The organism is Pseudoalteromonas sp. 120-MNA-CIBAN-0494 (genome assembly GCF_040308885.1).
Taxonomy (GTDB): Bacteria; Pseudomonadota; Gammaproteobacteria; order Enterobacterales; family Alteromonadaceae; genus Pseudoalteromonas; species Pseudoalteromonas nigrifaciens.
This window is the reverse complement of sequence record NZ_JBEOOE010000016.1, coordinates 1-23,766: the sequence shown is the minus strand read 5'-3', so window position 1 is coordinate 23,766 and position 23,766 is coordinate 1. Positions and strand designations below refer to the sequence as shown.

The following is a 23,766-nucleotide window of genomic DNA, read 5'->3' as shown; positions in this document are numbered from 1 at the left end:
TGGATAAACAGTATGTTAATTGGTTTAGAAATTAAAAATTTCGCAATTGTAAGTAATTTAAGTACAGAGTGGCAAAACGGCATGACCGCAATTACCGGTGAAACGGGTGCGGGTAAGTCGATTGCTATTGATGCCCTTTCGCTATGTTTAGGCGAGCGCGCCGAAGCCTCAGCTGTGCGCCCAAACACAGATAAAGCGGAAGTATGCGCGCAATTTGATTTAAGTAATTTACCCCTCGCTCATGCTTTTTTAGAACAAAATATGTTGAGTAACACCGATAACGAATGTTTATTGCGCCGCGTGGTGTGTAAAAATGGCCGCAGCAAAAGCTACATTAATGGCAGCGCTGTAACAGCAGCGCAACTAAAAGAGCTTGGCCAGTATTTAATTTCGATTCATGGCCAACATGCCCACCAACACTTGTTAAAAGCCGAGCATCAACTGCAGCTACTAGATGCCTATGCCGGACATCATAATTTGGTCAGTGGCGTTAGCCAAAGCTATAAGCAATTTGCTAATTTACAAAAAGAATTTAAACACTTACAACAACAACAGCAGCAGCAAGCTGCGCAAAAACAACTATTAGAATACCAAGTAGCAGAACTTAACGAGTTTGCCCTACAAGAAGGTGAGTTTGAACAAATAGAAGCTGAGCATTACAAGTTAAGTAATAGCCAAACGATTTTAGAAACGTGTCAGCGTGAGTTACAGCATTTATACGAAAGTGATGAGCAAAATGCTTGTTCGTTATTGCAACACAGCGCGCAACAGTTTTCTGAGCTGGCACAATATGACGAAACATTAGCAAGTGTAGCTACATTGCTTGCAGAGGCCGCAGTACAAGTAGAAGAAGCTAGCCGAGAAGTGCGCAGTTACACTGAGCAGGCCGATTTAGATCCTGCTCGCTTGGTGGAGGTAGAAAACAGATTAAGCGGCGCTATGGATTTAGCGCGTAAACACCATATTAAACCACAGGCATTGGTTGAGTTTCATCAAGCTATTAGTCAAGAACTCGAGTCTATTAGCAATAACAGCTCTCGCTTAGAGCAGTTAGAATCTGAAATTGAAAACACACTTAGCCATTATCAACATGCTAGTGAACAGCTAAGCCAAAGCCGCCGTGAGTATGCTAATACACTAAACCGCTTAATTAGTAACAGCATGGCAAACCTGTCAATGGAAAACGGTATATTTGAAATTGCCCTAACTCAAGAAACAGAACGCGCACCAAATAGCTTAGGCTACGACAATGTATCGTTTTTAGTATCAACTAACCCAGGACAACCATTACAACCATTAGCAAAGGTTGCATCGGGTGGTGAGCTGTCGCGTATAAGTTTAGCTATTCAGGTAATTATTGCGCAAAAAGTCACAACACCTACCCTTATTTTTGATGAAGTTGATGTGGGGATCTCCGGCCCAACGGCCTCTGCTGTTGGTAAGTTATTGCGTCAATTAGGTAAGTCTACCCAAGTGATTTGTGTTACCCATTTACCGCAAGTAGCCAGCAGTGCGCATCAACAGTTTTTTGTTGCTAAAGAAATAGCAAATGGAGAAACTTTTACCCATATGCAGCCTTTAAACAAAGATGGCAGAGTTAACGAAATAGCACGCCTATTAGGGGGTGATAATATAAGTAAAACAGCAAAAGCAAATGCTAAAGAGCTAATAATGGCACACGCTTAATATTACTTTTATACGTTTATTTTAATATGTGGTTAGTAGGGTTAAGAGTTAAGGATTAAAATGCAAAATACAGTTGCCTACTTTTGTTTAACTTCGGGCTGGTTAGTGTTAATCGTTAGCCTTGTTTTTCTAATTTTGAGTACCTTTAAACATACTCACTTTAAGCAGATTTTATTGCGCTATTTAAATACAGCATTGGTATGGCAGTTATTGGTCACGCTGGTTTTTATAATGAATAATACAACAGCCACTTTAAACAATTTTATTATTAGTTGTGGGGTAATAATTACATTGCAATTGCTATGTAATTTAGCCTGTTATTTAGGTTTAAAACGCGCAAAAGCAAAAGGCAGACCCTCTTTAGATCATTTTTCTATGGACTAAGTGTTCCTGCATTTTATTCAAGCAATAAATAAAGAACTTACAGTGTAGTAAAGCGTTTTAATGTGCTGCTTTGATGTTGGCTTTTAGTAGGTATTTTATTGCTGAGCTACTCAACTTTTTAAGTCTAAAAGCTAATGTTGCAGCATTTACGCACGTCTAATTTGGTTTGGCTGGTAAGTTTTTAATGATTAATTTATCGATAAGAAACGATTAATAAAAAACAATAAAACCACTATAAAAGTGGTTTTATTGTTTTAGCAAAATTTTGTATCAATACACCTTAAAAAGCGTGCTTATCGAGATATTATTCTGCGTCAGCTTCTTTATATTTAGCTGCTGTTTCAGTAATTAATGGTTGTAATTCACCACGCTGAAACATTTCGATGATAATATCACAACCACCAACTAATTCGCCATCTACCCATAACTGTGGGAATGTAGGCCAATTTGCATAAGCAGGAAGCTCAGCACGAATGTCTGGATTAAGTAAAATATCAACATATGCAAATGGTTCACCACATGACATTAACGCTTGCGATGCTTGTGAAGAAAAACCACAGTTAGGCAACTTAGGTGATCCTTTCATGAAAAGGATTATTGGGTTTTCTGAAATTTGCTGTTTAATTTTATCAATGGTTTCCATCTACAACCTCAAAATGACGATAATTTAATATACCTAAGGCCTTGAAAATAACTCAGTGAGACCATAGATCTATAACTTAAAATGGGCAAATAAAGCCGCAATTGAAATAGTCTTTAGCAATAGCATTGCTGTTTGCTAAAACTTGAGTAGAATACTCAACAATTATAGTAACACTATATTCCCGTTTGGTATAGATAACTGGCCTGTTCCAACAGGCATTACGTATTACTAAATCGACTATTAACTAAAAGAAGATGGAGATAAAAAATGGCATTTGAACTACCGTCACTACCATATGCAATTGATGCACTTGAGCCGCATATTTCAAAAGAAACTCTTGAGTTTCATCATGGTAAACATCACAACACTTATGTTGTTAAACTTAATGGTTTGATCCCAGGCACTAAGTTTGAAAACAAATCTCTTGAAGAAATCGTATGTTCATCAGACGGTGGCGTGTTTAACAACGCTGCACAAATCTGGAACCATACGTTCTACTGGAACAGTTTATCGCCAAATGGCGGTGGTGCACCGACTGGCGCGGTTGCTGATGCAATCAATGCTAAATGGGGCTCTTTTGATGCATTTAAAGAAGCATTAAACGACAAAGCAGTTAATAACTTTGGTTCTAGCTGGACTTGGTTAGTTAAACTAGCTGATGGTTCACTAGACATAGTTAACACTTCTAACGCTGCTACACCATTAACTGATGATGGCGTTACTCCAATCCTAACTGTGGATTTATGGGAACACGCTTACTACATCGATTACCGTAACGTTCGTCCAGATTACCTTAAAGGTTTTTGGTCGCTAGTTAACTGGGAATTCGCGAACGCTAACTTCGCTTAATTAGCCCTTAAAAGCTAAATTTAAAAAGACGCTGCGGCGTCTTTTTTTATGCTTGGTAAATTACCATCTCCTTGTACAAGTACCTCTTATATTAAAAAGTCAAGATCATAATTTTTAATATAAATTTTTAATTTTATTGCACAAAAATTCAAAATCGTGACTAGACTTTAAGAAGTTAAGCTATTTTTAAAGTGGGTTTTGGAGGTCTTTATGACGATTTTTGATCATTACCAAGCACGATACGAAGCTGGACAAGAAGAAGAGTACAGTATTGCTGAGTTTTTAGATATTTGTAAAACCGACAAATCTGCCTACGCAAGTGCCCCTGAGCGCCTACTAATGGCAATTGGCGAGCCACAAATGATAGACACAGCAACAGACGCACGCTTAAGTCGATTATTTTCTAATCGTGTAGTAGCACGCTATCCTGCCTTTGCTGATTTTTATGGTATGGAAGATGCCATCGAACAAATTGTTTCTTATTTAAAACACGCCTCTCAAGGCCTAGAAGAATGTAAACAAATTCTTTATTTATTGGGTCCGGTTGGTGGTGGTAAATCATCTATTGCCGAAAAACTGAAATACTTGATGCAACAAGTACCCATTTATTCTATTAAAGGCTCCCCTGTAAACGACCACCCGCTGTCATTATTCGATCCGATTGAAGATGCTAAATTACTTGAACAAGAATACGGCATTAAACCACGCTATTTGAAAACTATTATGTCGCCTTGGGCCGGAAAACGCTTAAAAGAATTTAATGGCGACATTAGTCAATTTAAAGTGGTTAAGCGCTACCCTTCTATTTTAAATCAAATAGGGATTGCCAAAACTGAGCCTGGGGATGAAAACAACCAAGATATTTCGGCATTAGTAGGTAAAGTAGATATTCGCCAACTAGAACATTTTGCACAAAATGATCCCGATGCTTACGCCTACTCTGGATCTTTATGTTTAGCAAACCAGGGCTTAATGGAGTTTGTTGAGATGTTTAAAGCGCCTATTAAGGTACTGCATCCTCTGCTAACAGCCACCCAAGAGGGTAACTACAACGGTACTGAAGGTATTAGTGCTCTGCCCTTTAACGGCATGATACTAGCCCACTCTAACGAATCTGAGTGGCAAACTTTTAAAAACAATAAAAACAATGAGGCATTCCTAGACCGGGTATATATTGTTAAGGTTCCTTATTGCTTACGTGTTACCGAAGAAATTAAAATTTACGATAAGCTACTTCAACACAGTGAGTTGTACAACGCGCCATGCGCCCCGGGAACACTTAAAATTTTAGCGCAGTTTTCAACGCTATCACGATTAAAAGAGCCTGAAAACTCGAGCCTTTTTTCAAAAATGCGAGTGTATGACGGCGAAACCCTAAAAGACACCGACCCTAAAGCTAAATCGTATCAAGAGTATCGAGATTATGCTGGGGTTGATGAAGGTATGACAGGACTTTCTACCCGTTTTGCTTTTAAAATTTTATCGCGAGTATTTAATTTTGACACCCTAGAGGTTGCTGCGAATCCAGTACATTTATTTTATGTGTTAGAACAACAAATTGAGCGTGAGCAGTTTGCATCTGATACCGAAGAGCGTTATTTGAGCTTTTTAAAAGGCTATTTAATTCCGCAATATGTGGAGTTTATTGGTAAGGAGCTGCAAACCGCATACTTAGAGTCGTACTCTGAATACGGACAAAATATTTTTGACCGTTATGTTATTTACGCCGACTTTTGGATTCAAGATCAAGAATACCGCGACCCCGATACTGGCCAACTATTTGACCGTGATGCCCTTAATGCAGAACTTGAAAAAATAGAAAAGCCAGCGGGTATTTCTAATCCAAAAGATTTTCGTAACGAAATAGTAAACTTTGTGCTTAGGGCTCGAGCGCACCATAATGGTAAAAACCCACTGTGGACCAGCTACGAAAAATTGCGCACCGTGATCGAGAAAAAAATGTTCTCTAATACCGAAGATTTGCTACCCGTTATTTCGTTTAATACCAAAACCTCTGCCGAGGATCAGCAAAAACACGAAGACTTTGTTAATCGTATGGTCGAAAAAGGCTACACACAAAAACAAGTGCGGTTGTTATCTGAATGGTATTTACGGGTTAGAAAATCGCAATAACCTTCATATTGGTAGTTTAGGAGGTAATTAATGGCGCATTTTATAGATAGGCGATTAAACGCAAAGAATAAAAGCACGCTTAATCGCCAGCGCTTTATTAGGCGCTATAAAAAACAAATTAAAGAGGCGGTTTCTGATGCGATTAATAAACGCAGTGTCACCGACGCAAGTTCGGGAGAGAGTATTTCTATTCCGCAACGCGATATTAGCGAACCTACATTTCATCAAGGAAAAGGCGGCAATAGAGAACAAATACATCCAGGGAACGATCAGTTCTCTACTGGCGATAAAGTAGAGCGCCCTAAAGGTGGGCAAGGTGGTGGCGCAGGAGGCGGTGAAGCGAGCGACTCGGGAGAAGGCCAAGACGAATTTGTATTTTCGATTTCAAAGGATGAATATTTAGATTTATTGTTTGAGGATTTAGAGCTGCCAAACTTGCAAGAAAATCAGCTCGACAAACTAGTACAAATGAAAACTCATCGCGCTGGTTTTTGCAGCGATGGTATGCCAAGTAATATTGATATTGTACGCTCACTCAAAGGCTCGTTAGCACGGCGCGTGGCCATGAGCGCAGGTAAAAAGCGTTTATTAGCAGAGCTTGAAGCTCAGTTAGTTATTTTACTTGCACAAGCACATCCTGATAAAGCTGCTATTGTGCTGTTAAACAGTGAAATTGAACTAATTAAAAAGCAAATTAAGGCAGTGCCTTTTATTGATAATTACGACTTACGTTTTCGTAATTACGAAAAGCGCCCTCACCCTACCAGCAAAGCCGTGATGTTTTGTATTATGGATGTGTCTGGCTCTATGGATCAGGCCACAAAAGACATGGCTAAGCGCTTTTATATTTTGCTATATCAGTTTTTAACACGCAGCTATAAAGACATTGAAGTAGTATATATTCGCCATCACACGCAAGCTAAAGAAGTTGACGAACAAGAGTTTTTTTACTCCCAAGAGACCGGCGGCACGATTGTTTCGAGTGCCCTTAAACTCATGGACGAAATAATTAAAGAGCGCTACAACTCTGAACAATGGAATGTGTATGCCGCGCAAGCGTCTGATGGTGATAACTGGGCAGACGACACACCGCAATGTGGACAAATTTTGCGTAATAAATTATTAAACGCAGTGCGCTATTTTGCCTATATAGAAATAACCACACGGGCGCATCAAAGTTTATGGCGCGAGTATCAAGACATAACCCAAAGCCATGCTAATTTTGCCATACAACATATTCAAAGCGTTGAGGATATTTACCCTATTTTTAGAGAGCTATTTAAAAAAGGTCGTCAGCAGCAAGGGGCTGCATAGCCTAAGCGAGGTAGTAAATATGAAGGATAAACATATAAGTGATGGCCCAGATTGGACTTTTGAGTTATTGGCCCAGTACCGTGATGAAATAGCCCGTGTTGCACAGCACTATCGCTTAGACACGTACCCTAATCAAATTGAAGTGATCACCGCTGAGCAGATGATGGATGCCTATTCTAGCGTTGGTATGCCTATAGGCTATAGCCATTGGTCATACGGTAAAAAGTTTATTCAAACTGAGCAAAATTATAAACGCGGTCAAATGGGATTAGCCTACGAAATCGTCATTAACTCCGATCCATGTATTGCCTATTTAATGGAAGAAAACACCCTGCCCATGCAAGCACTGGTTATGGCGCATGCTTGTTATGGGCATAATTCTTTTTTTAAAGGGAATTACTTATTTAAAACCTGGACCGACGCCGGCTCAATTATCGATTACCTACTGTTTGCTAAAAAGTACATTAGCCGCTGCGAAGAAAAATACGGTATTACTGAGGTAGAAACCCTGCTCGACTCTTGTCATGCGCTAATGAATTACGGCGTAGACAGATACAAGCGCCCGCAACGTATTTCATTATTTGAAGAACAAAAGCGCCAGCAAGAACGAAAAGACTATCTACAATCACAAGTAAACGAGTTGTGGCGCACTATTCCAGCTCAACAACAAGAAGCTAAAAAGCATGAGCGTCATTTTCCACAAGAGCCACAAGAAAATATTTTATACTTTATTGAAAAAAATGCGCCATTGCTAGAGTCATGGCAGCGTGAAATCATTCGGATTGTACGTAAAATATCGCAATATTTTTATCCGCAAAAACAAACCCAGGTGATGAATGAAGGTTGGGCTACATTTTGGCATTATACTATTTTGAATCACTTATATGACGAAGGAAAATTGACTGATTCATTTATGATGGAGTTTTTACAAAGCCACACTAATGTGATTTATCAACCACCTTATAATAGCCAATATTACTCGGGTATAAACCCTTATGCTCTGGGCTTTAATATGATGGTAGACATTCGCCGTATTTGTGAGCAGCCAACAGAGGAAGATAAACGCTGGTTCCCGCAGTATGCTGGCAGTAATTGGCTCGACACGCTGCACTTTGCTATGCAAAACTTTAAAGATGAAAGTTTTATAAGCCAGTTTTTATCACCTAAACTGATCCGTGACTTTAAATTATTTACTATTGTTGATCATACAAATAACCCTCATTTAGAAATAGGTGCTATTCATGATGATAATGGCTATAAAGCAGTGAGAGAGGCGTTATCGGCGCAATATAATTTAAGTAATCACGAGCCTAATATTCAAATCTATAATGTTGATATTAGAGGCGACAGATCTCTTACATTACGTTATGTGCCGCACAATAATATTCCGCTCGCTAACTCACACGATGAAGTACTTAAACATCTTTACCGTTTATGGGGATTTAAAGTAAAGCTAGAACAAGAGTCGAGTAGCGGTGAGGTTTCTATTCTTAGTCAATGTCCAATAGATGATTATCGCCATACCACGGAGTAAATAATCTAGGTTATGGATAATAGATTTATTAAGCAACGCTGCATACTCGCGTTAACTAACCGATATAAAAAATGACGCTTAGGCGTCATTTTTTATATCATCAAACATAGTAATACTATTCCTACCATTGTGTTTTGAATTATAAAGTGCTTTATCGGCAGCCTCAATCCAGCGTTCATGGTTTTTAAATTCATTACTATAAGAGGCAATGCCAATACTAACCGTCATACTCACTAGCTGATCTTTGTAAGCCACCGGGGTTGCCGCAATTAGTTCACGTAAACGCTCGGCTATTATCATCGCACCTTGTTTATCAGTATCGAGTAAGGTGATAGCAAATTCTTCACCACCGTAGCGCCCTGCTATATCTGTTTCGCGCAATGTGCCTTTTAGTAATTTTGCAATATGACGCAATGCCTCGTCACCACAACTGTGGCCGTACTCATCGTTCACTTTTTTAAAGTGGTCAATATCAAACATTAATAAAGTACTGCAACCACCACTGCGTTTAGTACGCAAAAACTCTTGGCGTAACGTATGTTCCCAGTGCCCTCGGTTAGCTAGCTGCGTTAAGCTATCGGTTTGACTAACTTGCTCAAGCTTTTTATTTAACTGTTCGAGTTCTTTTTTATTAACGGCTACATCTGTTACATCGTAAATAATAATACATATATGCTCAACATCACCACGGGTATTTGTTAGTGGAATAAAGGTGGCATTTTGGTACATATAATCAGCTTTGCCGGTAATTGGCCGATAGTTTTTAAAACGAAAGATATAAGGTTGCTGTTCCCAAATTGTAAACGAGCGGTTTTTTAGTACAAACACGGATTCAGATTTACTTCTAAACCACTTTTCATCTATTGCGGGAAATAAATCAAATAAGTCTTTGTGTTTAACTGCGCTTGGCAGTAATCCAGAATGATTTTCCATAAAACCATTCCATACACACACTTTATATTCTCTGTCGAGCACCACTAGGCCCACATCAACAGTATTAAACATATCCATTAACCAATGGATTTCATTCATATTTAAATCAGCTGACATAATCGTTAATCTTCTAATAGGTAGGCAACTTTGTACTTCAAAGTTTTTAGTGAGTCTTCGGTAAATAACAACATCAAATCGCAATTTATATTGTGGTTTTCAATACCGTAACTTATCTCGATTGCTAAGGTACGTTGCCAACGTGGTTTGTTAGATTTAACCAGCTCTGATACATCTCTATGCTGACCCAGTACTATGGGATGCCCTTGGCTAAATGTCATATCAAGTTGTTTAGAGAGTCCAGTTAAAATAGCGCCAATAAGTATATTACTGATATCCATTAACAGCTCTAGCTCTACTTTTTCATTGAGCTCACCGTCGTAGTTCATTAGCGATGCTATTTCTTTAAAGCTCGAGTCATTTAAAAGTAGTAATGCTTCCCCTGATACACCGCCGCCTATAAAGCCTTGGCAGATACCCGAGGTTGAGGTGCTGTTATCAATTGAGCGCAGCGCCATATCAAGCTCATTTACTTCTAGAATATTAACATTAGGTATGGGCAGCTTAACAAATACATTAAGTAACCTTGCGAGTAGGTCGCCTGCTTGCCCCATGGCCACGTTAGTAAGCTCTTGGTATATATCTCGTACATCAGGGTCTACCTGCTCACCTAACGAGTGCGCAAGGCGCTCTCGCATTGCTTTATCTTTAATGCCATGATGTTCAATAATAGTGGCTAGCTTTTCTGCGGAGCAAGGTTTTTGAATAAAATCAATTGCACCTAGCTCTAATACGCGCTCATGTGCCGCCGGCTGAATATCGCCAGAAACCACCACAGTGAGCACATTAAGACCAAGCTCTCGTATCGCTATGAGTACTTCATAACCATCCATTTCCGGCATATTTAAATCAAGAAAAAGAATTTCTGGCTGTATTTTTTTTATTTGGTTTATACAATCTACACCGTCATGCGCAAATTCAATTTTAATATCCCAATCCACTGGTAAAGATCGAGCTAATTGGCGTCTAGCTAATTTTGAATCATCACATATTAGTACCGATGTTGACATATTCTCTCTCTATTTTGACCCTGTTATAGGTATCAAACTGCATTAATAAAGGTTTAATTATTGTTTTTTATATACATATTTTTTACATATGTATGTTATATCAAAGTATACCTTGTTTACAATTTTTGATTAATAAATAAAAGCATCTACTTCTTCTGCTTGGTGAGCACTTCGCAGTATAATACACTTAACGCTATTACAGCCTGAATCTAAAAGGAAATACCCTATGTTTCGCTCGTTAATTTTTGCATTAAGTGCATTTAGTTCTGTGGCCTTTGCTGCCGATTATACCGAAAACACGCTTGATGCTGGCAAAGTATCCGCACAAGGTAAACCTGTTACTTTATTAGGTAAGGGAGTTGCTGTAGGTGATAGCGCACCAGAGTTTAAAGTGGTCGACGCTAACTTTACCCCTGTTACATTGAGTGCGTATAAAGGCCAAGCCGTTTTGATTAGCGTAGTACCTAGTTTAGATACCGGTATTTGCAGCCTACAAACTAAACACTTTAACGAAAAAGTAGCACAACAATTTCCAAACATAACCATGTTGACCATTAGTAGCGATTTACCTTTTGCGCAAAAACGTTTTTGCAAAGCTGAGAACATAGATAAGGTAATTGTGCTTTCTGATTCGGTATGGCACGACTTTGGTCAGAAGTATGGATTTATAATTAAAGATATGGGGCTACTAACACGCGCTGTACTTATTTTAGATAAAAACCATAACGTGGTTTATAAGCAATTAGTGAGTAACCTTGCAACTGAACCAGAATACGCCAGCGTGATTGAAAAACTAAAGGCACTTTAAATTAACCTAAACTCTGCACAAAAAAACCGCTAAATTTTACATTAGCGGTTTTTATTTAATAGAGGACTGTAAATTAGCCTAATAGCTCACCTAACTGTTTGCTAATAGCATCAACAGCTTGTGTACCATCTAGCTTATGATACTGGGTGTTACCCGCAGCAGCTTCTGCTTGGTAGTAATCAACCAATGGCATAGTTTGCTCATGGTAAATACCTAAGCGTTTACGTACTGTTTCTTCAGTATCGTCTGCACGAATAATAAGCTCTTCACCTGTTTCGTTGTCTTTATCTGCCACTTTTGGTGGATTATAAACAACGTGATAAACACGACCAGAACCTGGATGAACACGACGTCCACCCATACGCTCAACAATCACTTCATCAGCAACATCAAATTCAATAACGTGATCAACCACTACGCCATTTTCTTTCATCGCATCAGCTTGTGGAATAGTGCGCGGGAAACCGTCTAATAAAAAACCATTTTCGCAATCAGCTTTAGTAATACGCTCTTTTACTAAACCAATGATAATATCGTCAGAAATTAACTGGCCTGCATCCATTACTTTTTTTGCTTCAAGACCCAGTGGAGTGCCTTCTTTAATTGCTGCACGTAACATATCACCAGTCGAAATTTGTGGAATACCGTATTTATCCATCAAGTACTGAGCTTGAGTGCCTTTACCTGCACCCGGCGCGCCCAAAAGAATAATGCGCATATCATTGTCCCTTAGTAATAGTTTGTTTTTTGAAGCCTGAATTCTTCCATAAGCGCCGCCGATACTCAAGCAACTTATACTAATTGATAAGTCATTAGCGGGCATATAGCGTATAAAAAAGGGAACTTAGGTTCCCTTTTAACTTAATCTTTAATTTTTTAAACTTATTTGCTTAATTCAAGCATAAGTTTATTTAAGCGAGTTACAAACCCTGTAGGGTCTTTAAGTGTGCCACGCTCTGCAAGTAACGCTTGGTCAAGTAATACATGCGACCACTGTGCAAACTTATCTTCGTCTTGCTCATCATTTAAATGCTTAACAAGTTGATGCTCTGGGTTTAGCTCAAACACAGGTTTTGCTTCAGGAGCGGCTTGACCAACCGATTCCATTAGCTTTTGCATTTGTGAGCTCATGTCGTTGTCATCGCTAACAACACATGCTGGAGAGTCGGTTAAACGATGCGTAAAACGCACTTCTTTAACTTCATCACCTAACGCAGTTTTAATACGCTCTACTAAACCGGCAACTTCTTTTTCAGACTCTTCTTGCGCTTTTTTAGTCTCTTCGTCGTCAAGCTTACCTAAGTCTAAATCACCACGGGTGATTGATTGTAGTTGCTTATCAGCAAATTCAGTTAAGTGGCTCATCATCCACTCATCTACACGGTCACTTAGCAGTAATACTTCAATGCCTTTTTTACGGAAAATCTCTAAATGCGGAGAGTTTTTCGCAGCAGTAAACGTATCAGCCACTACGTAGTATATTTTTTCTTGGCCTTCATTCATGCGCTCAACGTATTGCTCAAGCGATACATCTTGCGTTGCTGAATCGGTATGCGTAGAAGAGAAACGTAATAGTTTACAAATTGCTTCTTTATTAGCTGCATCCTCTGCAGGGCCTTCTTTGATCACTTGACCAAATTCATTCCAAAATACTTGGTAATCGTCCGCTTTGTTTTTAGCCATACGCTCAAGCATTTTAATAATACGCGATGTACACCCTTTACGAATAGCTTGCGTTACTTTGTTGTCTTGTAGAATTTCGCGAGATACGTTAAGTGGTAAATCGTTTGAATCTAACAAGCCTTTTACAAAACGTAAATAACTTGGCATGAATTGTTCAGCGTCATCCATAATAAACACGCGTTGTACGTACAGTTTTAAACCACTTTGGCGATCACGATTCCATAAGTCGAATGGCGCTTTTTTAGGGATGTATAACAAACTAGTGTATTCAGTTTTACCTTCTACCTTGTTATGCGCCCAACTTAGTGGATCTTCCCAATCGTGGCTTACGTGCTTGTAAAACTCTTTGTATTCGTCATCTGAAAGCTCTGACTTATCACGAGTCCACAGTGCAGTAGCGCGGTTAATACTTTCCCACTCACCTGGTACTGCTGGGATTTTTTCGCCATCTTCCCCTTCAGACTCTGGCACTTCTGCTTTGTACATTTGTACTGGGGTCGAAATATGATCCGAGTATTTAGTCACTATGCTGCGCAGGCGCCACTCATCAGCAAACTCTTTTTCTTCTTCGCGAAGATGTAGAATAATGTCGGTACCACGGCCTTCTTTTTCAATTTCTTGCAGCGTGTACTCGCCTTCGCCTTGAGACTCCCACTCGTAAGCAGTTGTTTCGCCAGCTTTACGGGTGCGAACCGTTACTAAGTCTGCCACGATAAATGCTGAGTAAAAACCAACACCAAACTGACCAATTAACTGCGAGTCTTTACTTTGATCGCCAGTTAAGTTTTTGAAAAACTCAGCAGTACCCGATTTTGCAATCGTCCCTAAAGAGCTTATTACTTCATCGCGGGTCATACCAATACCATTATCAGAAATAGTAATGGTGTTAGCTTCTTTGTCAGCGCTAATACGCACACGTAAGTCAGCGTCGCCTTGGTACAGATCACCTTGTGATAATGCTAAAAAGCGTAACTTGTCTGCTGCATCTGAGGCATTTGACACAAGTTCACGTAAAAATATTTCTTTATTAGAATAAAGAGAATGAATCATTAAGTTTAATAATTGTTTTACTTCTGTTTGAAAGCCTAATGTTTCTTTTTGTGCTGCAGTCATTTATATATCTCCAATTTGCAAAGTGTCTGCGTTATGCACTTAATATGGGGGGAGCTGCTAGAACTTCAAGGGAAAAAATAAAAAAAGTCCTAACCAATATTGTCTTAAAACTAAAACGTACCAGCGCATTGCATATGAATTTGTTCATTGCTTACCGGGTGCTGAAAATACAAATCACTTGCATGAAGCTGTAAGCGCGCTGCCATATGCTCGCTTTGTGCATTGTTATATAAATCGCACCCTAAAATAGGATGCCCTATAAACTGGCTGTGAATACGCAATTGGTGCGTACGCCCTGTAATGGGTGTAAATTGCACTAAGGTTCGCTGTGGTTGCGTTAGGCGCTGCAGCACTTTATATTCACTTACGGCTGTTTTACCTGTGGTTTCGCAGATTTTAACCCGCGGAAAAAGCAGTTTATCTTTTGCTATCGACGCACTAATTTGCCCTTCGTCGTCAATTAACCATCCGTGTAACATGGCTACATAGCGCTTTTTAATTGTACGCGCCTGAAACTGTTTATTTAGGTGCTTAGAAGCCGCCGCGTTTAATCCCACAATCATAATGCCTGATGTACCTAAGTCTAACCTATGCGGTAACTTAGCCTCAGGGTACGCAGCCGTAATACCTGTTTGCCCATTTACCAAACGATAATGCACAGAATCCCAATTGAGCGGATTTTTACCCGACAAACTCAACAAACCACTGGGTTTGTTGATCAGTAAAATGTCTTCATCGTGATAAACAATCTGCACGCTCTGATCACACTGCGGCGCGACAAAGTTATCAATAGCGCAGGGGGTTAAGTGATGAAATTCAGACATAGTCTTCCTAATAACACATAGCGCCACCTAGGCGGCATGTGTCTGGTTCAAAGTAAAGTGAGTAAATTACACCGGTAAAGCTGAGCGCTGATTAGCTGCTCTGCTAGGGATAACACTTGATACAGGGCCATTTATTAAAAGCAGATAGTAACATTTGCCGCTGTAAAATAACCCATGAATTGGTTAATCAGTGTGACTTAATAGGCAAAATGCAGCATCGCTTCAACAAAAAAGCTTTGATCTTTTTCTAAATTCGCTCTGTTACTCATATTTATATAGCTGGTAATCAGTTCAAAAGAGATTTTTTTTGTATACAAATACTGTGTTGTTAAGCTATAAGTATCGGCAATTTTAGCGCCTTTTAATTGCTCATTAGCAATAAATAGACTCCTGCCAGGACCAAAAATATCGCCCTGTTCGTTCACTCTAAATAATCGACGCATATCCAAACTAATATCAAATTTATCAGTAAGTTGAGCTTGCAATTTTGCGCCTATATGTTTGATATTTGTGGTAGAAAATATACCTGCCTCAGAATAATACGGCGCTTTTGCATATAAAGATCGAAAATATCCATCTTCATGCCCTGCCTCACCGCCCGTTGCATAACTTAAAGTAGGGCCAAACTTTAAGTTTGCGAAAGAATACAGCCCAGAAAACTGTGCAAACCATGCTTTAGTATGCTCACTCTTTACTATGCTGGTTTGATGAGCCACGTGAAAAGTGCTACTAAAACGGCCTGATTTTTTACGATATTGGGCTTCAATAGTGTGTCTGCTTTCGTTATTTTCTGCCGTGGTATCGCGGTACCACATGCTGTGCAGCAGTAATTCAGCTGTGCTCAAGTACACACCTGTTATTCTTTCAGAAGATAAATGTTTATCATCAAACACGCCTGCTTTGCTAACCACAGCATAGCCATGGTATGCATTAATTTGCAGCTGGTTAAGGACGTTATTTTGATACATCACGCCATCGAAGCGTCTTCTTACGTTGGTACCTTCGCGCTTACCTAACAACCTTTGGTCTGCAACTGACCAAACTTGTCGACCTAATTTAATAGCATGATTAGGGCTTGTAACACTCAGATAGCCTTGATGCAGATCAAATTCATTATGCTCAAATGAATATTTTCCTTGTGCAAAAGAGGAATCATACGCAGCAATCGTTTCGAGATAAAATAAGCTATTATTACTAAGTGGCAAATCTGCCTTAAGTAGCAGTCGAGCGAAGTTGGTTGATAAATCAGTATCGGAGAGCTCATTATTTTCAATGTGTTGAAACTTAATACGTCCTTCAACGGCAACCTCAGCCAAAACACAACTACTAAGTAAAAGTAATAGTAAAGACAAACCATATCGAGTCATTTAACTTTCTCCGCACGCGACGACTAGCTAAGCTAGCTCATCAGTTAAACCTAAAGAACCACAATAATTGGTTATCTTTATTGTGTAGCTAAACGGATATTAATTTATTCCAGCCAAGCTATTTACGGTATCGGTGTTGTTTACACTAATTTTTTTGCAAACACAGCTGAAATTATAAGTGATTATTAAAAAGATCAATATTATAAAAAATAGCCTGTTACACTCTACTCACGAGAACGTAATGCCATTGTGCGTATAGTTCTTACTCAAACAGTAAATTACTCGAGGTTTTCAGCTAGTAAAAGCGAATGACATCCCAGATAGCACCTACCAATAAAGCATTAAACACTGAGCACTCCTAATAGAGCCTTAAGGTATAAAATGATAAAAACGATAGCTTATTAAGTGCAGCAATCGTTGTGGCGTTAGTTTCAGCCACGGCTAATGCGAGCAGCGCATATGGATATGGATATGGATATGGAGTGAACTACCCAGCGGCTAAAGATCACAGGGTTTTCTCGTTAAGTAATCGATAAAAATGCAGATCGTATTGCAGCAGGAACAAGTTTACTTGGTTACGATGTATATCGTACAAGCGATATACAGGGTAAATCTGATGGGTTTACTAAGATTAATGAGGCAATGATTGCTGCTAAAGGTTTGCAGATTGCCCAAGTGAAAAGTCGTCACCATTACGCGTTAACCGATACACTGCTATTAACAGAGAGAGTTATTAAACGTATAGTTCGTCACTCTAGTTATAGTCCAATCTCAGCGGTTGCTTAGTCAGCCTATGTAACCTGAGCTCCGGATAATAAACTTAAATATAACTATGATTCAATACGTGAGTAAATCTCTTAACCAAAATTTATCCTAAGCGTCTTACGCGGTTATAATGCTATTAATTAAAGCGAAAATTAATCAGCCGACACAACATAAGTTATGTGGGCTGATTTAGTTATTCAAATAGCCGTGCTAGTTCAGTCTTGTGTTACCGCTCGTCTGCCACTAAAGGCATGCATTAACGTTGTCCCGTCGACTAAGTCAAGCTCACCACCTACCGGTATGCCATGGGCAATACGCGAGGCACCTACTTTGTATTTATGACAAAGCTGGGCAATATAATGTGCGGTGGTTTCGCCTTCAACCGTAGGGTTGGTTGCTAAAATCACCTCACTTATACCGCTTTGAGCCAGCTTTGTCTCTAAAACATCTAGGCCAATTTCTTTAGGGCCAATACCATCAATAGGCGATAAATGCCCCATTAATACAAAGTACAACCCTAAATATTGACCCGTTTGCTCTATAGCAAGTACGTCGCTTGGCGATTCAACAACACATAATATGCCGCTGTCTTGGCGTTTAGTACTTAAACAAATATCGCACTGCGACTGCTCGCAAAAAGTGCGACATGACTCACAATGACCAACCGCCGTCATAGCTTTTGTCAGTGCATTGCCAAGTTGAGTGCCCCCTTTACGGTCGCGCTCTAGCAAGTGAAAAGCAATTCGTTGCGCTGACTTAGGGCCAATGCCCGGCTGACAACGCAATGCTTCTATAAGCTGAGTTAAACTAGCTGAAAGTTGCATATAGGCTTAAAACGGCATTTTCATACCTGGTGGTAATTGCATACCGCCAGTTACTTTACCCATACGCTCTTGTGTTTCGTCTGCTACACGGCGTACAGCATCGTTACATGCAGCTGCAAGTAAGTCTTCAATCATGTCTTTGTCGTCTTGCATTAAGCTCTCATCAAGCTCTACGCGACGAACGTTGTGATTACCTAGCATAGTTACTTTAACTAAACCGGCACCGGCTTCGCCTACAACTTCTAATGTTGCAATTTCGTCTTGGGCTTTTTGCATGCGATCTTGCATTTGCTGCGCCTGCTTCATCATGTTACCCATTCCACCTTTAAACATAACTTTCTCTCTTTCTTTTTTAATACATTAACTAGGTTACTAAATAAGGGCTGTTGTAATAAATTACAATGCCTGAATGCTGTTTTCGTCAATTTCGGCGCTAAATAGCTGCTGAAATTGTACTATATTATCGTCTGAGGTGATCACATCTATTGCTTGCTGATGACGACCTGCATCAATTTTTTGCTGAATTAAGTAAGGCGAATCAATCACCCCTTTAGCAAAATTAATACTCAGTGTTACATTGTGCTCATAAATACTGGATAACACCGCATCAAGTCTTTGGCGTAGCATGGGCGTATCTAAATGTTTTTGTGATTCATCAACATCTATATGCAAATTATTGCCTTGCTTAGTAAAAATAGAGTGCAACGCAAACTGGCGCATACGCCCGCCTAATCCCATGCGTTTAATTAAATATGCCCACTCGTCTTGCTGATGCGCAAAGCGAATTTCGCTTATTGGGCTTTGAAAATCATCAGGCGCTGGAATGCTAGGCTGCGCTACAACAACTTCGGGTACTTTTTGCGGGTTAATTTGCTCAAGTAACTCAGGGGCTAAATTTTCGGTAATTGTTTGGTGCTTTGCTTTAAAGTCTATTTTTCGCTCAGGCTTTGACTCAAACTGAGCTTGGCTTGCTGCCTTGTTTTGGCTCCCCGCTAGTGGGAGCTGTGGCTTTTTTTCGCTCTCACCTGCGAAATCATTAGGCCACGGCGGCGGATTATCTGCGTGTGTTTGCTGCGCATTATTGTTAGCTCTACTGTGATCAATTGCATCGCTATTTGTTGTAACATTTTGCTCATTGCTGTTACTGCTATTAGCTGTAAAACGACTCGGGCGAGTGTTAGCAGAGCTTAAATTTGCTGTATTTTGCTGCTCCGTCTCTTTTGCATTTGAGAGCTTACCCGCACCCGATATATTTCTATCTCTTAAAATACGTGCAATAGCAGATTGCGCTCGCGCTTCTTGTTCGCTAATTGAGGTGTCTGTTGCTTGGCTTTGCTGAGCTTGCGCTGCCGTATTTGTTGCAGGGTTAAACCCTTGATCAACCGCACTACTAATAACATCATCAAACTGTGCAGCTAATGAGTGCTCTAAATTACTTTGCTGTAAGTAGGCTTCATCTTCGCTTTGACGCTGGGCTTGCTCGTCAGTAACGTCATTTGTATGCTGATGTTGCTGAGTTACTAATTGCTCACTCGCCGCTTCATTTGGCACAGCCGACACAATTGTTGGCTCTACTGCTTGATCAACTGCTGGTACCGCAGTTGAAACCTGCTGCGTTGTACTAGAGTTATTATTAAGTGGATCGGGCGCTACGTTTTGCGGCTCTGATAGCTTAGCGACCTCAGCTGGTTTTGGCTCAATAATTTGTGGTTGCGTTGTATCATTAATTTGAGCTGTGCTTGGTAGCGGTTTACTTTTATTTAAAATATCACGTAAGGCACTGGCCTTTGTCGTATTACTTTGCACCGGCTGTGTATTTACAGCTACTGGTTGCTGACTTTGTGTATCAATTGGCTGAAACGCTAACAGCCTCAGCATAATCATTTCAAAGCCTAAACGAGGCTCTGGCGCCCATTGTAGATCTTTTTTACCGTTTAACAGGAGCTGATAGTAAATTTGAATTTGCTGTGGATTTGTATTTTGAGCAACATGCGTGATGTAATCGGCATTTGTTTCATCAAGGGCGGCAGCTTCAGGCACTAATTGGCTTAACTGTGTCAAATGCGTTAATGCAATTAAATCATCTAGTAAGGCCACATAATTAGGATTTCTGCTAGCAACATTAGCTACTTCTTTCATTAGCGCTGCGCCATCTTGGGCAAGTAACGCGGCTAGTAAACTTTGGCTATAATGGGTGTCCATTAAACCAAGCATAGTTTGTACAGCTTGGTTATTAATATCACCATTAGTTTGCGCTATAGCTTGATCGGTTAAGCTAAGTGCATCTCGCATACTACCGTCTGCGGATTTGGCAATAATGCGCAAAGCATCGTCGTCAAAGTTCAGTTTTTCATACGTCAGTACGTGTTCAAGCTGAGTTTTTATTTCACTTTGCGATAACGCATTTAAGTTAAATTGTAAGCAACGAGATAATATAGTGACAGGTAGCTTTTGTGGATCGGTAGTCGCAAGTAAAAACTTCACGTGCTCAGGCGGCTCTTCCAACGTTTTTAGTAGCGCATTAAAGCTGTGCTTAGAAAGCATGTGAACTTCATCGATTAGGTATACTTTATAACGGCCCCGTGTAGGCGCGTATTGTACGTTATCGAGTATTTCGCGAGTATCTTCTACTTTAGTGCGCGAAGCTGCATCTATTTCGAGTAGGTCAATGTAACGTCCTGCTTCTATATCTTTACAGCTACTACATTGACCACACGGATTTGCCGAAATGCCTTCATCACAATTTAAGCTTTTAGCAAAAATACGCGCTATTGTGGTTTTACCCACACCTCGGGTTCCAGTGAATAAATAAGCGTGGTGCAGTCTATTTTGCGTTAGCGCATTAACCAGCGCTTGTTTAACATGAGACTGTCCAACCAATTCATGAAAGGTTTGTGGACGCCATTTTCTCGCTAGAACCTGATAACTCATCGATTACTCGCCTTCGAATTCAACCAATTTTAGGATTTTAATACCCATTTTTGCGATACGCTTTTCACCACCAAGCTCTGGTAATGAAACAACAAATGCTGCATCAGTGGCTTCGCCACCTAATTTTTGCACTAATTTAATGGTTGCTTCAATAGTACCACCGGTTGCTAGTAAGTCATCCACAAGCAATACTTTGTCACCTGGAACGATAGCATCTACATGCAGTTCTAATGTGTCTTCGCCATATTCAAGTAGGTAGTCTTGACGAACAACTTCACGCGGCAGTTTGCCAGGCTTACGCACTGGAATAAATGGAATACCCAAAGCATAAGACAAGGGTGCACCAAAAATAAAACCTCGTGATTCAGTACCAATAATTTTGGTAAAGCCCTGATCTTTATATGCAGCAATAAAAGCATCGATAGTCGCTTTAAATGCATCTGGGTTTGCCATTAGTGTAGTTACATCGCGAAACATAATGCCCGCTTTAGGGTAATCAGCAATAGTAGTTATGCTGTTTTTGATAATTGCTGGTGTTACTTGAGTCATAATTTTAACTGCTCAATGGTTTATATTACAAAGCAGCTGATTATAACCTTAAGTGACCTTTGATTGCGAGTTTGACGTTATTATAAAAGGTGTTTTAACCGTTTCAGTCGAGGGGAAGTTTTATAAATAAGGCTGTTGGTAACAACAGCCTTGAGATAAATAATTAAGATAACACAGCAAACCAGCCAACAATTGCATTTAAGCAACCAATACCTACAAATATAGCTACGAAGCCAAAAAAGTACGCTGCATTGAACGGATCTTTAAATTCTTTATCATCTGACATTTTTACAACCTTTTATTAAGCACGACACATAAGGGCGTCATAATAAACGATGTAAAATAATCTATAAAGAGCTTAAGCTTGATTTTTTGTCACTATAATCCCAAGCTCAGCCATGGCACGTAAAGTAACAAGTGCGCCTTGGGCAATTTGTGCAGCGCTAAACTGCACAGCATGGCGGGTTACTTGCTCGCAAATAGTATCGAGTATCAAACCATCATGCTCACTTATAATCGATAATAACAAGGCTGTCATAGCATTAGTTGTTAAAAATTGAACTTCATCATCGCCATCGCGATATACAACAAAATAATTTGGCTGTGCTGATGGTTGTTGCGGCTGAAACTGTGTACTTATTGTTTGCACCGCAAATTGGTAACTTAAATTACGTGCAGTACTTGATAAGTACAAACGCGCAGAAGCAACCTGATCAGACGCTATGAGTTGCTCATTTTCAGCCTGCTGTGTAATAGCTACATCTAATTCAATCCATTCATAATGGGCAAGCTCGAGCATAAATGGCGGATCATATTTTTGCATCTCATAATTACTTGATAAATAATTAATGAACTCCCCTGCTATATCTAAAAAATACGGTGAGTGACAATCATATTCACTAAAAAATCGGCGAATAAGCATTTGCCATTGTTTATCGCTGTATAAGGTTTTTAACACCGGAAAACCTGACGAAATAAACCCAACAATATTATTAAAAAATAAATCGCGGTAAATCGCCATGCGTCTATCTTCAATTCCTTGCGGCTTTTTATTTTGGCTGGGTTTGCGAATATGCGCCATAAATTCGTTTTGTATTTCAATAAAGCTCATAACTAAATACTCCTTTTGCAGGCACTCTAGGTTCAGACATGCTTATTAAGCTCGCTGTTTGATTAATGATTTATCAAGGTATTTTGCTTGCAGGTTATGAATAATATCTAGCTCTTTGGTTAATACATTAATGGTCGGTATATTAAAATCTCGCTCGAGCAACGTCGAAAATACACCGTGAGTTTGGTACGCTTTATCGAGTAACTGCCAAACTGGGTCAATTACATCTGCACCATGAGTATCTACAATTAGATCATCTGCTTCATTGTAATGCCCAGCTACATGGCCGTAAGCAATGCGCTGTGTAGGTAATCCGGTTAAAAAGGCTTCGGCGTCATAACCATGGTTTACTGAGTTCACATAAATATTATTCACATCGAGTAACAGCTTACAATCAGCTTGCTCTAAAATAGCATTAGTAAACGCCAGCTCTGACATTTTCTGCCCTGGGGCTGCGTAATAAGACACATTTTCTATAGCAATTTGGCGCCCTAATATATCTTGTACTTGTTTGATACGCGGCACTACATGAGCAATCGCTTCTAAAGTAAACGGAATAGGCATTAAATCGTACATATGCCCAGTGCCAGAGCAGTAACTTAAGTGCTCGCTGTAAATTTTTACATCATGTTCATCAAAAAACTTTTTAAGTGATTTTACAAATTCAATATCAATTGGCGCAGTTGAGCCAATTGAGAGCGATAAGCCATGACAAGCAAAACTATTAGCACTGGTTAATGCTTTAAATTGTTTTTTAAAACGCCCACCTAATTTCAGCCAATTTTCTGGAGCAACTTCCATAAAATCGACTTGTTTAGGTACATGCATTAGTAACTCGTCAAGCATTTCTCTGCGTAAGCCTAAACCAACCATACCTAAGTCAGTATTTATAATTTGTGTCATAACCACTCCCAACAAAAAGGGCCAACCGGCCCTTTATTCTATATGGTATTAAAGTATTTAACCTGAAGTAAAGTTATTCTACTTTAATAAATTTTAATGACCGCCACACTTACCTTCACCACACTTGCCTTCTTTTTTGGCTTTTGCATCTACGTCACTTTTAGCTTCGCCACATTTGCCTTCTTTTTTAGCTTTTGCATCTGCGCCACATTTAGCTTCGCCACATTTGCCTTCTTTTTTAGCTTTTGCATCTGCGCCGCATTTAGCTTCGCCACATTTGCCTTC

At 39.6% G+C, this 23,766-nt stretch carries 20 protein-coding genes and 1 pseudogene; 6 read left to right on the top strand and 15 right to left on the bottom strand.

What is annotated here, in order from left to right:
• Positions 1 to 12 precede the first annotated feature (12 nt).
• Positions 13 to 1,686, top strand: coding sequence for a DNA repair protein RecN (gene recN, locus AAEY55_RS11205; RefSeq protein ID WP_089368104.1), 1,674 nt, complete (start codon positions 13 to 15; stop codon positions 1,684 to 1,686).
• Between the two features lie 688 nt (positions 1,687 to 2,374).
• Here the strand turns inward: recN and AAEY55_RS11200 are convergent.
• Complete coding sequence (locus AAEY55_RS11200) at positions 2,375 to 2,713, bottom strand: Grx4 family monothiol glutaredoxin (RefSeq protein ID WP_004335359.1); 339 nt, start codon at positions 2,711 to 2,713, stop codon at positions 2,375 to 2,377.
• 267 nt (positions 2,714 to 2,980) lie between these two features.
• Here AAEY55_RS11200 and AAEY55_RS11195 point away from each other — a divergent pair, with 267 nt between their 5' ends.
• The 4 genes from AAEY55_RS11195 (at position 2,981) to AAEY55_RS11180 (ending at position 8,543) form a co-directional block, all read left to right on the top strand.
• Entirely contained in the window at positions 2,981 to 3,562 is a 582-nt protein-coding gene (locus AAEY55_RS11195) for a superoxide dismutase (RefSeq protein ID WP_011327899.1), read from the top strand.
• Positions 3,563 to 3,772: 210 nt separating this feature from the next.
• Entirely contained in the window at positions 3,773 to 5,695 is a 1,923-nt protein-coding gene (locus AAEY55_RS11190) for a PrkA family serine protein kinase (RefSeq protein WP_011327898.1), read from the top strand.
• 30 nt (positions 5,696 to 5,725) lie between these two features.
• The gene (locus AAEY55_RS11185; protein ID WP_089368102.1) at positions 5,726 to 7,009 is read left to right on the top strand and encodes a YeaH/YhbH family protein; all 1,284 of its coding nucleotides are present in this window, start codon (positions 5,726 to 5,728) and stop codon (positions 7,007 to 7,009) included.
• Between the two features lie 19 nt (positions 7,010 to 7,028).
• Entirely contained in the window at positions 7,029 to 8,543 is a 1,515-nt protein-coding gene (locus AAEY55_RS11180; protein WP_041454394.1) for a SpoVR family protein, read from the top strand.
• A 78-nt stretch (positions 8,544 to 8,621) separates the two neighbouring features.
• Here the strand turns inward: AAEY55_RS11180 and AAEY55_RS11175 are convergent, their stop codons facing one another.
• Together AAEY55_RS11175 and AAEY55_RS11170 are read right to left on the bottom strand one after the other, a co-directional pair.
• Positions 8,622 to 9,593: a diguanylate cyclase gene (locus AAEY55_RS11175; RefSeq protein ID WP_011327895.1), complete on the bottom strand. Its 972-nt coding sequence runs from the start codon at positions 9,591 to 9,593 to the stop codon at positions 8,622 to 8,624.
• Positions 9,594 to 9,598: 5 nt separating this feature from the next.
• The gene (locus AAEY55_RS11170; RefSeq protein WP_011327894.1) at positions 9,599 to 10,603 is read right to left on the bottom strand and encodes a response regulator; all 1,005 of its coding nucleotides are present in this window, start codon (positions 10,601 to 10,603) and stop codon (positions 9,599 to 9,601) included.
• 226 nt (positions 10,604 to 10,829) lie between these two features.
• Between AAEY55_RS11170 and tpx the strand changes: the two genes are divergently transcribed.
• Positions 10,830 to 11,411 (top strand): thiol peroxidase, encoded by a 582-nt coding sequence (tpx, locus tag AAEY55_RS11165; protein ID WP_011327893.1) that lies wholly within the window; start codon positions 10,830 to 10,832, stop codon positions 11,409 to 11,411.
• Positions 11,412 to 11,484: 73 nt separating this feature from the next.
• Here the strand turns inward: tpx and adk are convergent, their stop codons facing one another.
• The 12 genes and pseudogenes from adk to AAEY55_RS11105 form a co-directional block, all read right to left on the bottom strand.
• Positions 11,485 to 12,129 (bottom strand): adenylate kinase, encoded by a 645-nt coding sequence (gene adk / locus AAEY55_RS11160; RefSeq protein ID WP_011327892.1) that lies wholly within the window; start codon positions 12,127 to 12,129, stop codon positions 11,485 to 11,487.
• A gap of 164 nt (positions 12,130 to 12,293) precedes the next feature.
• The gene (htpG, locus tag AAEY55_RS11155) at positions 12,294 to 14,207 is read right to left on the bottom strand and encodes a molecular chaperone HtpG (protein ID WP_086993345.1); all 1,914 of its coding nucleotides are present in this window, start codon (positions 14,205 to 14,207) and stop codon (positions 12,294 to 12,296) included.
• Between the two features lie 110 nt (positions 14,208 to 14,317).
• Positions 14,318 to 15,031, bottom strand: a complete 714-nt coding sequence (locus AAEY55_RS11150; RefSeq protein WP_011327890.1) for an RluA family pseudouridine synthase — start codon at positions 15,029 to 15,031, stop codon at positions 14,318 to 14,320.
• A gap of 197 nt (positions 15,032 to 15,228) precedes the next feature.
• Positions 15,229 to 16,398, bottom strand: coding sequence for an alginate export family protein (locus AAEY55_RS11145; RefSeq protein ID WP_089368032.1), 1,170 nt, complete (start codon positions 16,396 to 16,398; stop codon positions 15,229 to 15,231).
• 980 nt (positions 16,399 to 17,378) lie between these two features.
• Positions 17,379 to 17,987: a recombination mediator RecR gene (gene recR / locus AAEY55_RS11140; protein WP_011327887.1), complete on the bottom strand. Its 609-nt coding sequence runs from the start codon at positions 17,985 to 17,987 to the stop codon at positions 17,379 to 17,381.
• Positions 17,988 to 17,993: 6 nt separating this feature from the next.
• Positions 17,994 to 18,320, bottom strand: coding sequence for a YbaB/EbfC family nucleoid-associated protein (locus AAEY55_RS11135; protein ID WP_011327886.1), 327 nt, complete (start codon positions 18,318 to 18,320; stop codon positions 17,994 to 17,996).
• 63 nt (positions 18,321 to 18,383) lie between these two features.
• Positions 18,384 to 20,918 carry a DNA polymerase III subunit gamma/tau gene (gene dnaX / locus AAEY55_RS11130; protein ID WP_089368031.1) on the bottom strand — a complete coding sequence of 845 codons (2,535 nt, stop codon included), beginning with the start codon at positions 20,916 to 20,918 and terminating at the stop codon, positions 18,384 to 18,386.
• Positions 20,919 to 20,921: 3 nt separating this feature from the next.
• Positions 20,922 to 21,467, bottom strand: coding sequence for an adenine phosphoribosyltransferase (gene apt / locus AAEY55_RS11125; protein ID WP_011327884.1), 546 nt, complete (start codon positions 21,465 to 21,467; stop codon positions 20,922 to 20,924).
• Between the two features lie 163 nt (positions 21,468 to 21,630).
• Positions 21,631 to 21,753, bottom strand: a complete 123-nt coding sequence (locus AAEY55_RS11120; RefSeq protein ID WP_011327883.1) for a hypothetical protein — start codon at positions 21,751 to 21,753, stop codon at positions 21,631 to 21,633.
• Between the two features lie 72 nt (positions 21,754 to 21,825).
• Positions 21,826 to 22,578 (bottom strand): DUF2063 domain-containing protein, encoded by a 753-nt coding sequence (locus AAEY55_RS11115; RefSeq protein WP_011327882.1) that lies wholly within the window; start codon positions 22,576 to 22,578, stop codon positions 21,826 to 21,828.
• A gap of 45 nt (positions 22,579 to 22,623) precedes the next feature.
• On the bottom strand, positions 22,624 to 23,451 hold the full coding sequence (locus AAEY55_RS11110) for a DUF692 domain-containing protein (RefSeq protein WP_089368945.1): 828 nt from the start codon (positions 23,449 to 23,451) through the stop codon (positions 22,624 to 22,626).
• Between the two features lie 123 nt (positions 23,452 to 23,574).
• Positions 23,575 to 23,766: pseudogene (locus AAEY55_RS11105) on the bottom strand (hypothetical protein); the annotation flags it as partial.

Excerpts from the sequence above, each read along its gene's own strand:
- AAEY55_RS11115 (WP_011327882.1), bottom strand. The coding sequence starts at position 22,578 with ATGAGCTTTATTGAAATACAAAACGAATTTATGGCGCATATTCGCAAA.
- recN (WP_089368104.1), top strand. The coding sequence starts at position 13 with ATGTTAATTGGTTTAGAAATTAAAAATTTCGCAATTGTAAGTAATTTA.
- AAEY55_RS11195 (WP_011327899.1), top strand. The coding sequence starts at position 2,981 with ATGGCATTTGAACTACCGTCACTACCATATGCAATTGATGCACTTGAG.
- AAEY55_RS11190 (WP_011327898.1), top strand. The coding sequence starts at position 3,773 with ATGACGATTTTTGATCATTACCAAGCACGATACGAAGCTGGACAAGAA.
- AAEY55_RS11120 (WP_011327883.1), bottom strand. The coding sequence starts at position 21,753 with ATGTCAGATGATAAAGAATTTAAAGATCCGTTCAATGCAGCGTACTTT.
- tpx (WP_011327893.1), top strand. The coding sequence starts at position 10,830 with ATGTTTCGCTCGTTAATTTTTGCATTAAGTGCATTTAGTTCTGTGGCC.
- htpG (WP_086993345.1), bottom strand. The coding sequence starts at position 14,207 with ATGACTGCAGCACAAAAAGAAACATTAGGCTTTCAAACAGAAGTAAAA.
- AAEY55_RS11185 (WP_089368102.1), top strand. The coding sequence starts at position 5,726 with ATGGCGCATTTTATAGATAGGCGATTAAACGCAAAGAATAAAAGCACG.
- AAEY55_RS11135 (WP_011327886.1), bottom strand. The coding sequence starts at position 18,320 with ATGTTTAAAGGTGGAATGGGTAACATGATGAAGCAGGCGCAGCAAATG.
- dnaX (WP_089368031.1), bottom strand. The coding sequence starts at position 20,918 with ATGAGTTATCAGGTTCTAGCGAGAAAATGGCGTCCACAAACCTTTCAT.
- AAEY55_RS11175 (WP_011327895.1), bottom strand. The coding sequence starts at position 9,593 with ATGTCAGCTGATTTAAATATGAATGAAATCCATTGGTTAATGGATATG.
- AAEY55_RS11145 (WP_089368032.1), bottom strand. The coding sequence starts at position 16,398 with ATGACTCGATATGGTTTGTCTTTACTATTACTTTTACTTAGTAGTTGT.
- recR (WP_011327887.1), bottom strand. The coding sequence starts at position 17,987 with ATGCAACTTTCAGCTAGTTTAACTCAGCTTATAGAAGCATTGCGTTGT.
- AAEY55_RS11150 (WP_011327890.1), bottom strand. The coding sequence starts at position 15,031 with ATGTCTGAATTTCATCACTTAACCCCCTGCGCTATTGATAACTTTGTC.
- AAEY55_RS11110 (WP_089368945.1), bottom strand. The coding sequence starts at position 23,451 with ATGGTTGGTTTAGGCTTACGCAGAGAAATGCTTGACGAGTTACTAATG.
- AAEY55_RS11180 (WP_041454394.1), top strand. The coding sequence starts at position 7,029 with ATGAAGGATAAACATATAAGTGATGGCCCAGATTGGACTTTTGAGTTA.
- apt (WP_011327884.1), bottom strand. The coding sequence starts at position 21,467 with ATGACTCAAGTAACACCAGCAATTATCAAAAACAGCATAACTACTATT.
- AAEY55_RS11200 (WP_004335359.1), bottom strand. The coding sequence starts at position 2,713 with ATGGAAACCATTGATAAAATTAAACAGCAAATTTCAGAAAACCCAATA.
- AAEY55_RS11170 (WP_011327894.1), bottom strand. The coding sequence starts at position 10,603 with ATGTCAACATCGGTACTAATATGTGATGATTCAAAATTAGCTAGACGC.
- adk (WP_011327892.1), bottom strand. The coding sequence starts at position 12,129 with ATGCGCATTATTCTTTTGGGCGCGCCGGGTGCAGGTAAAGGCACTCAA.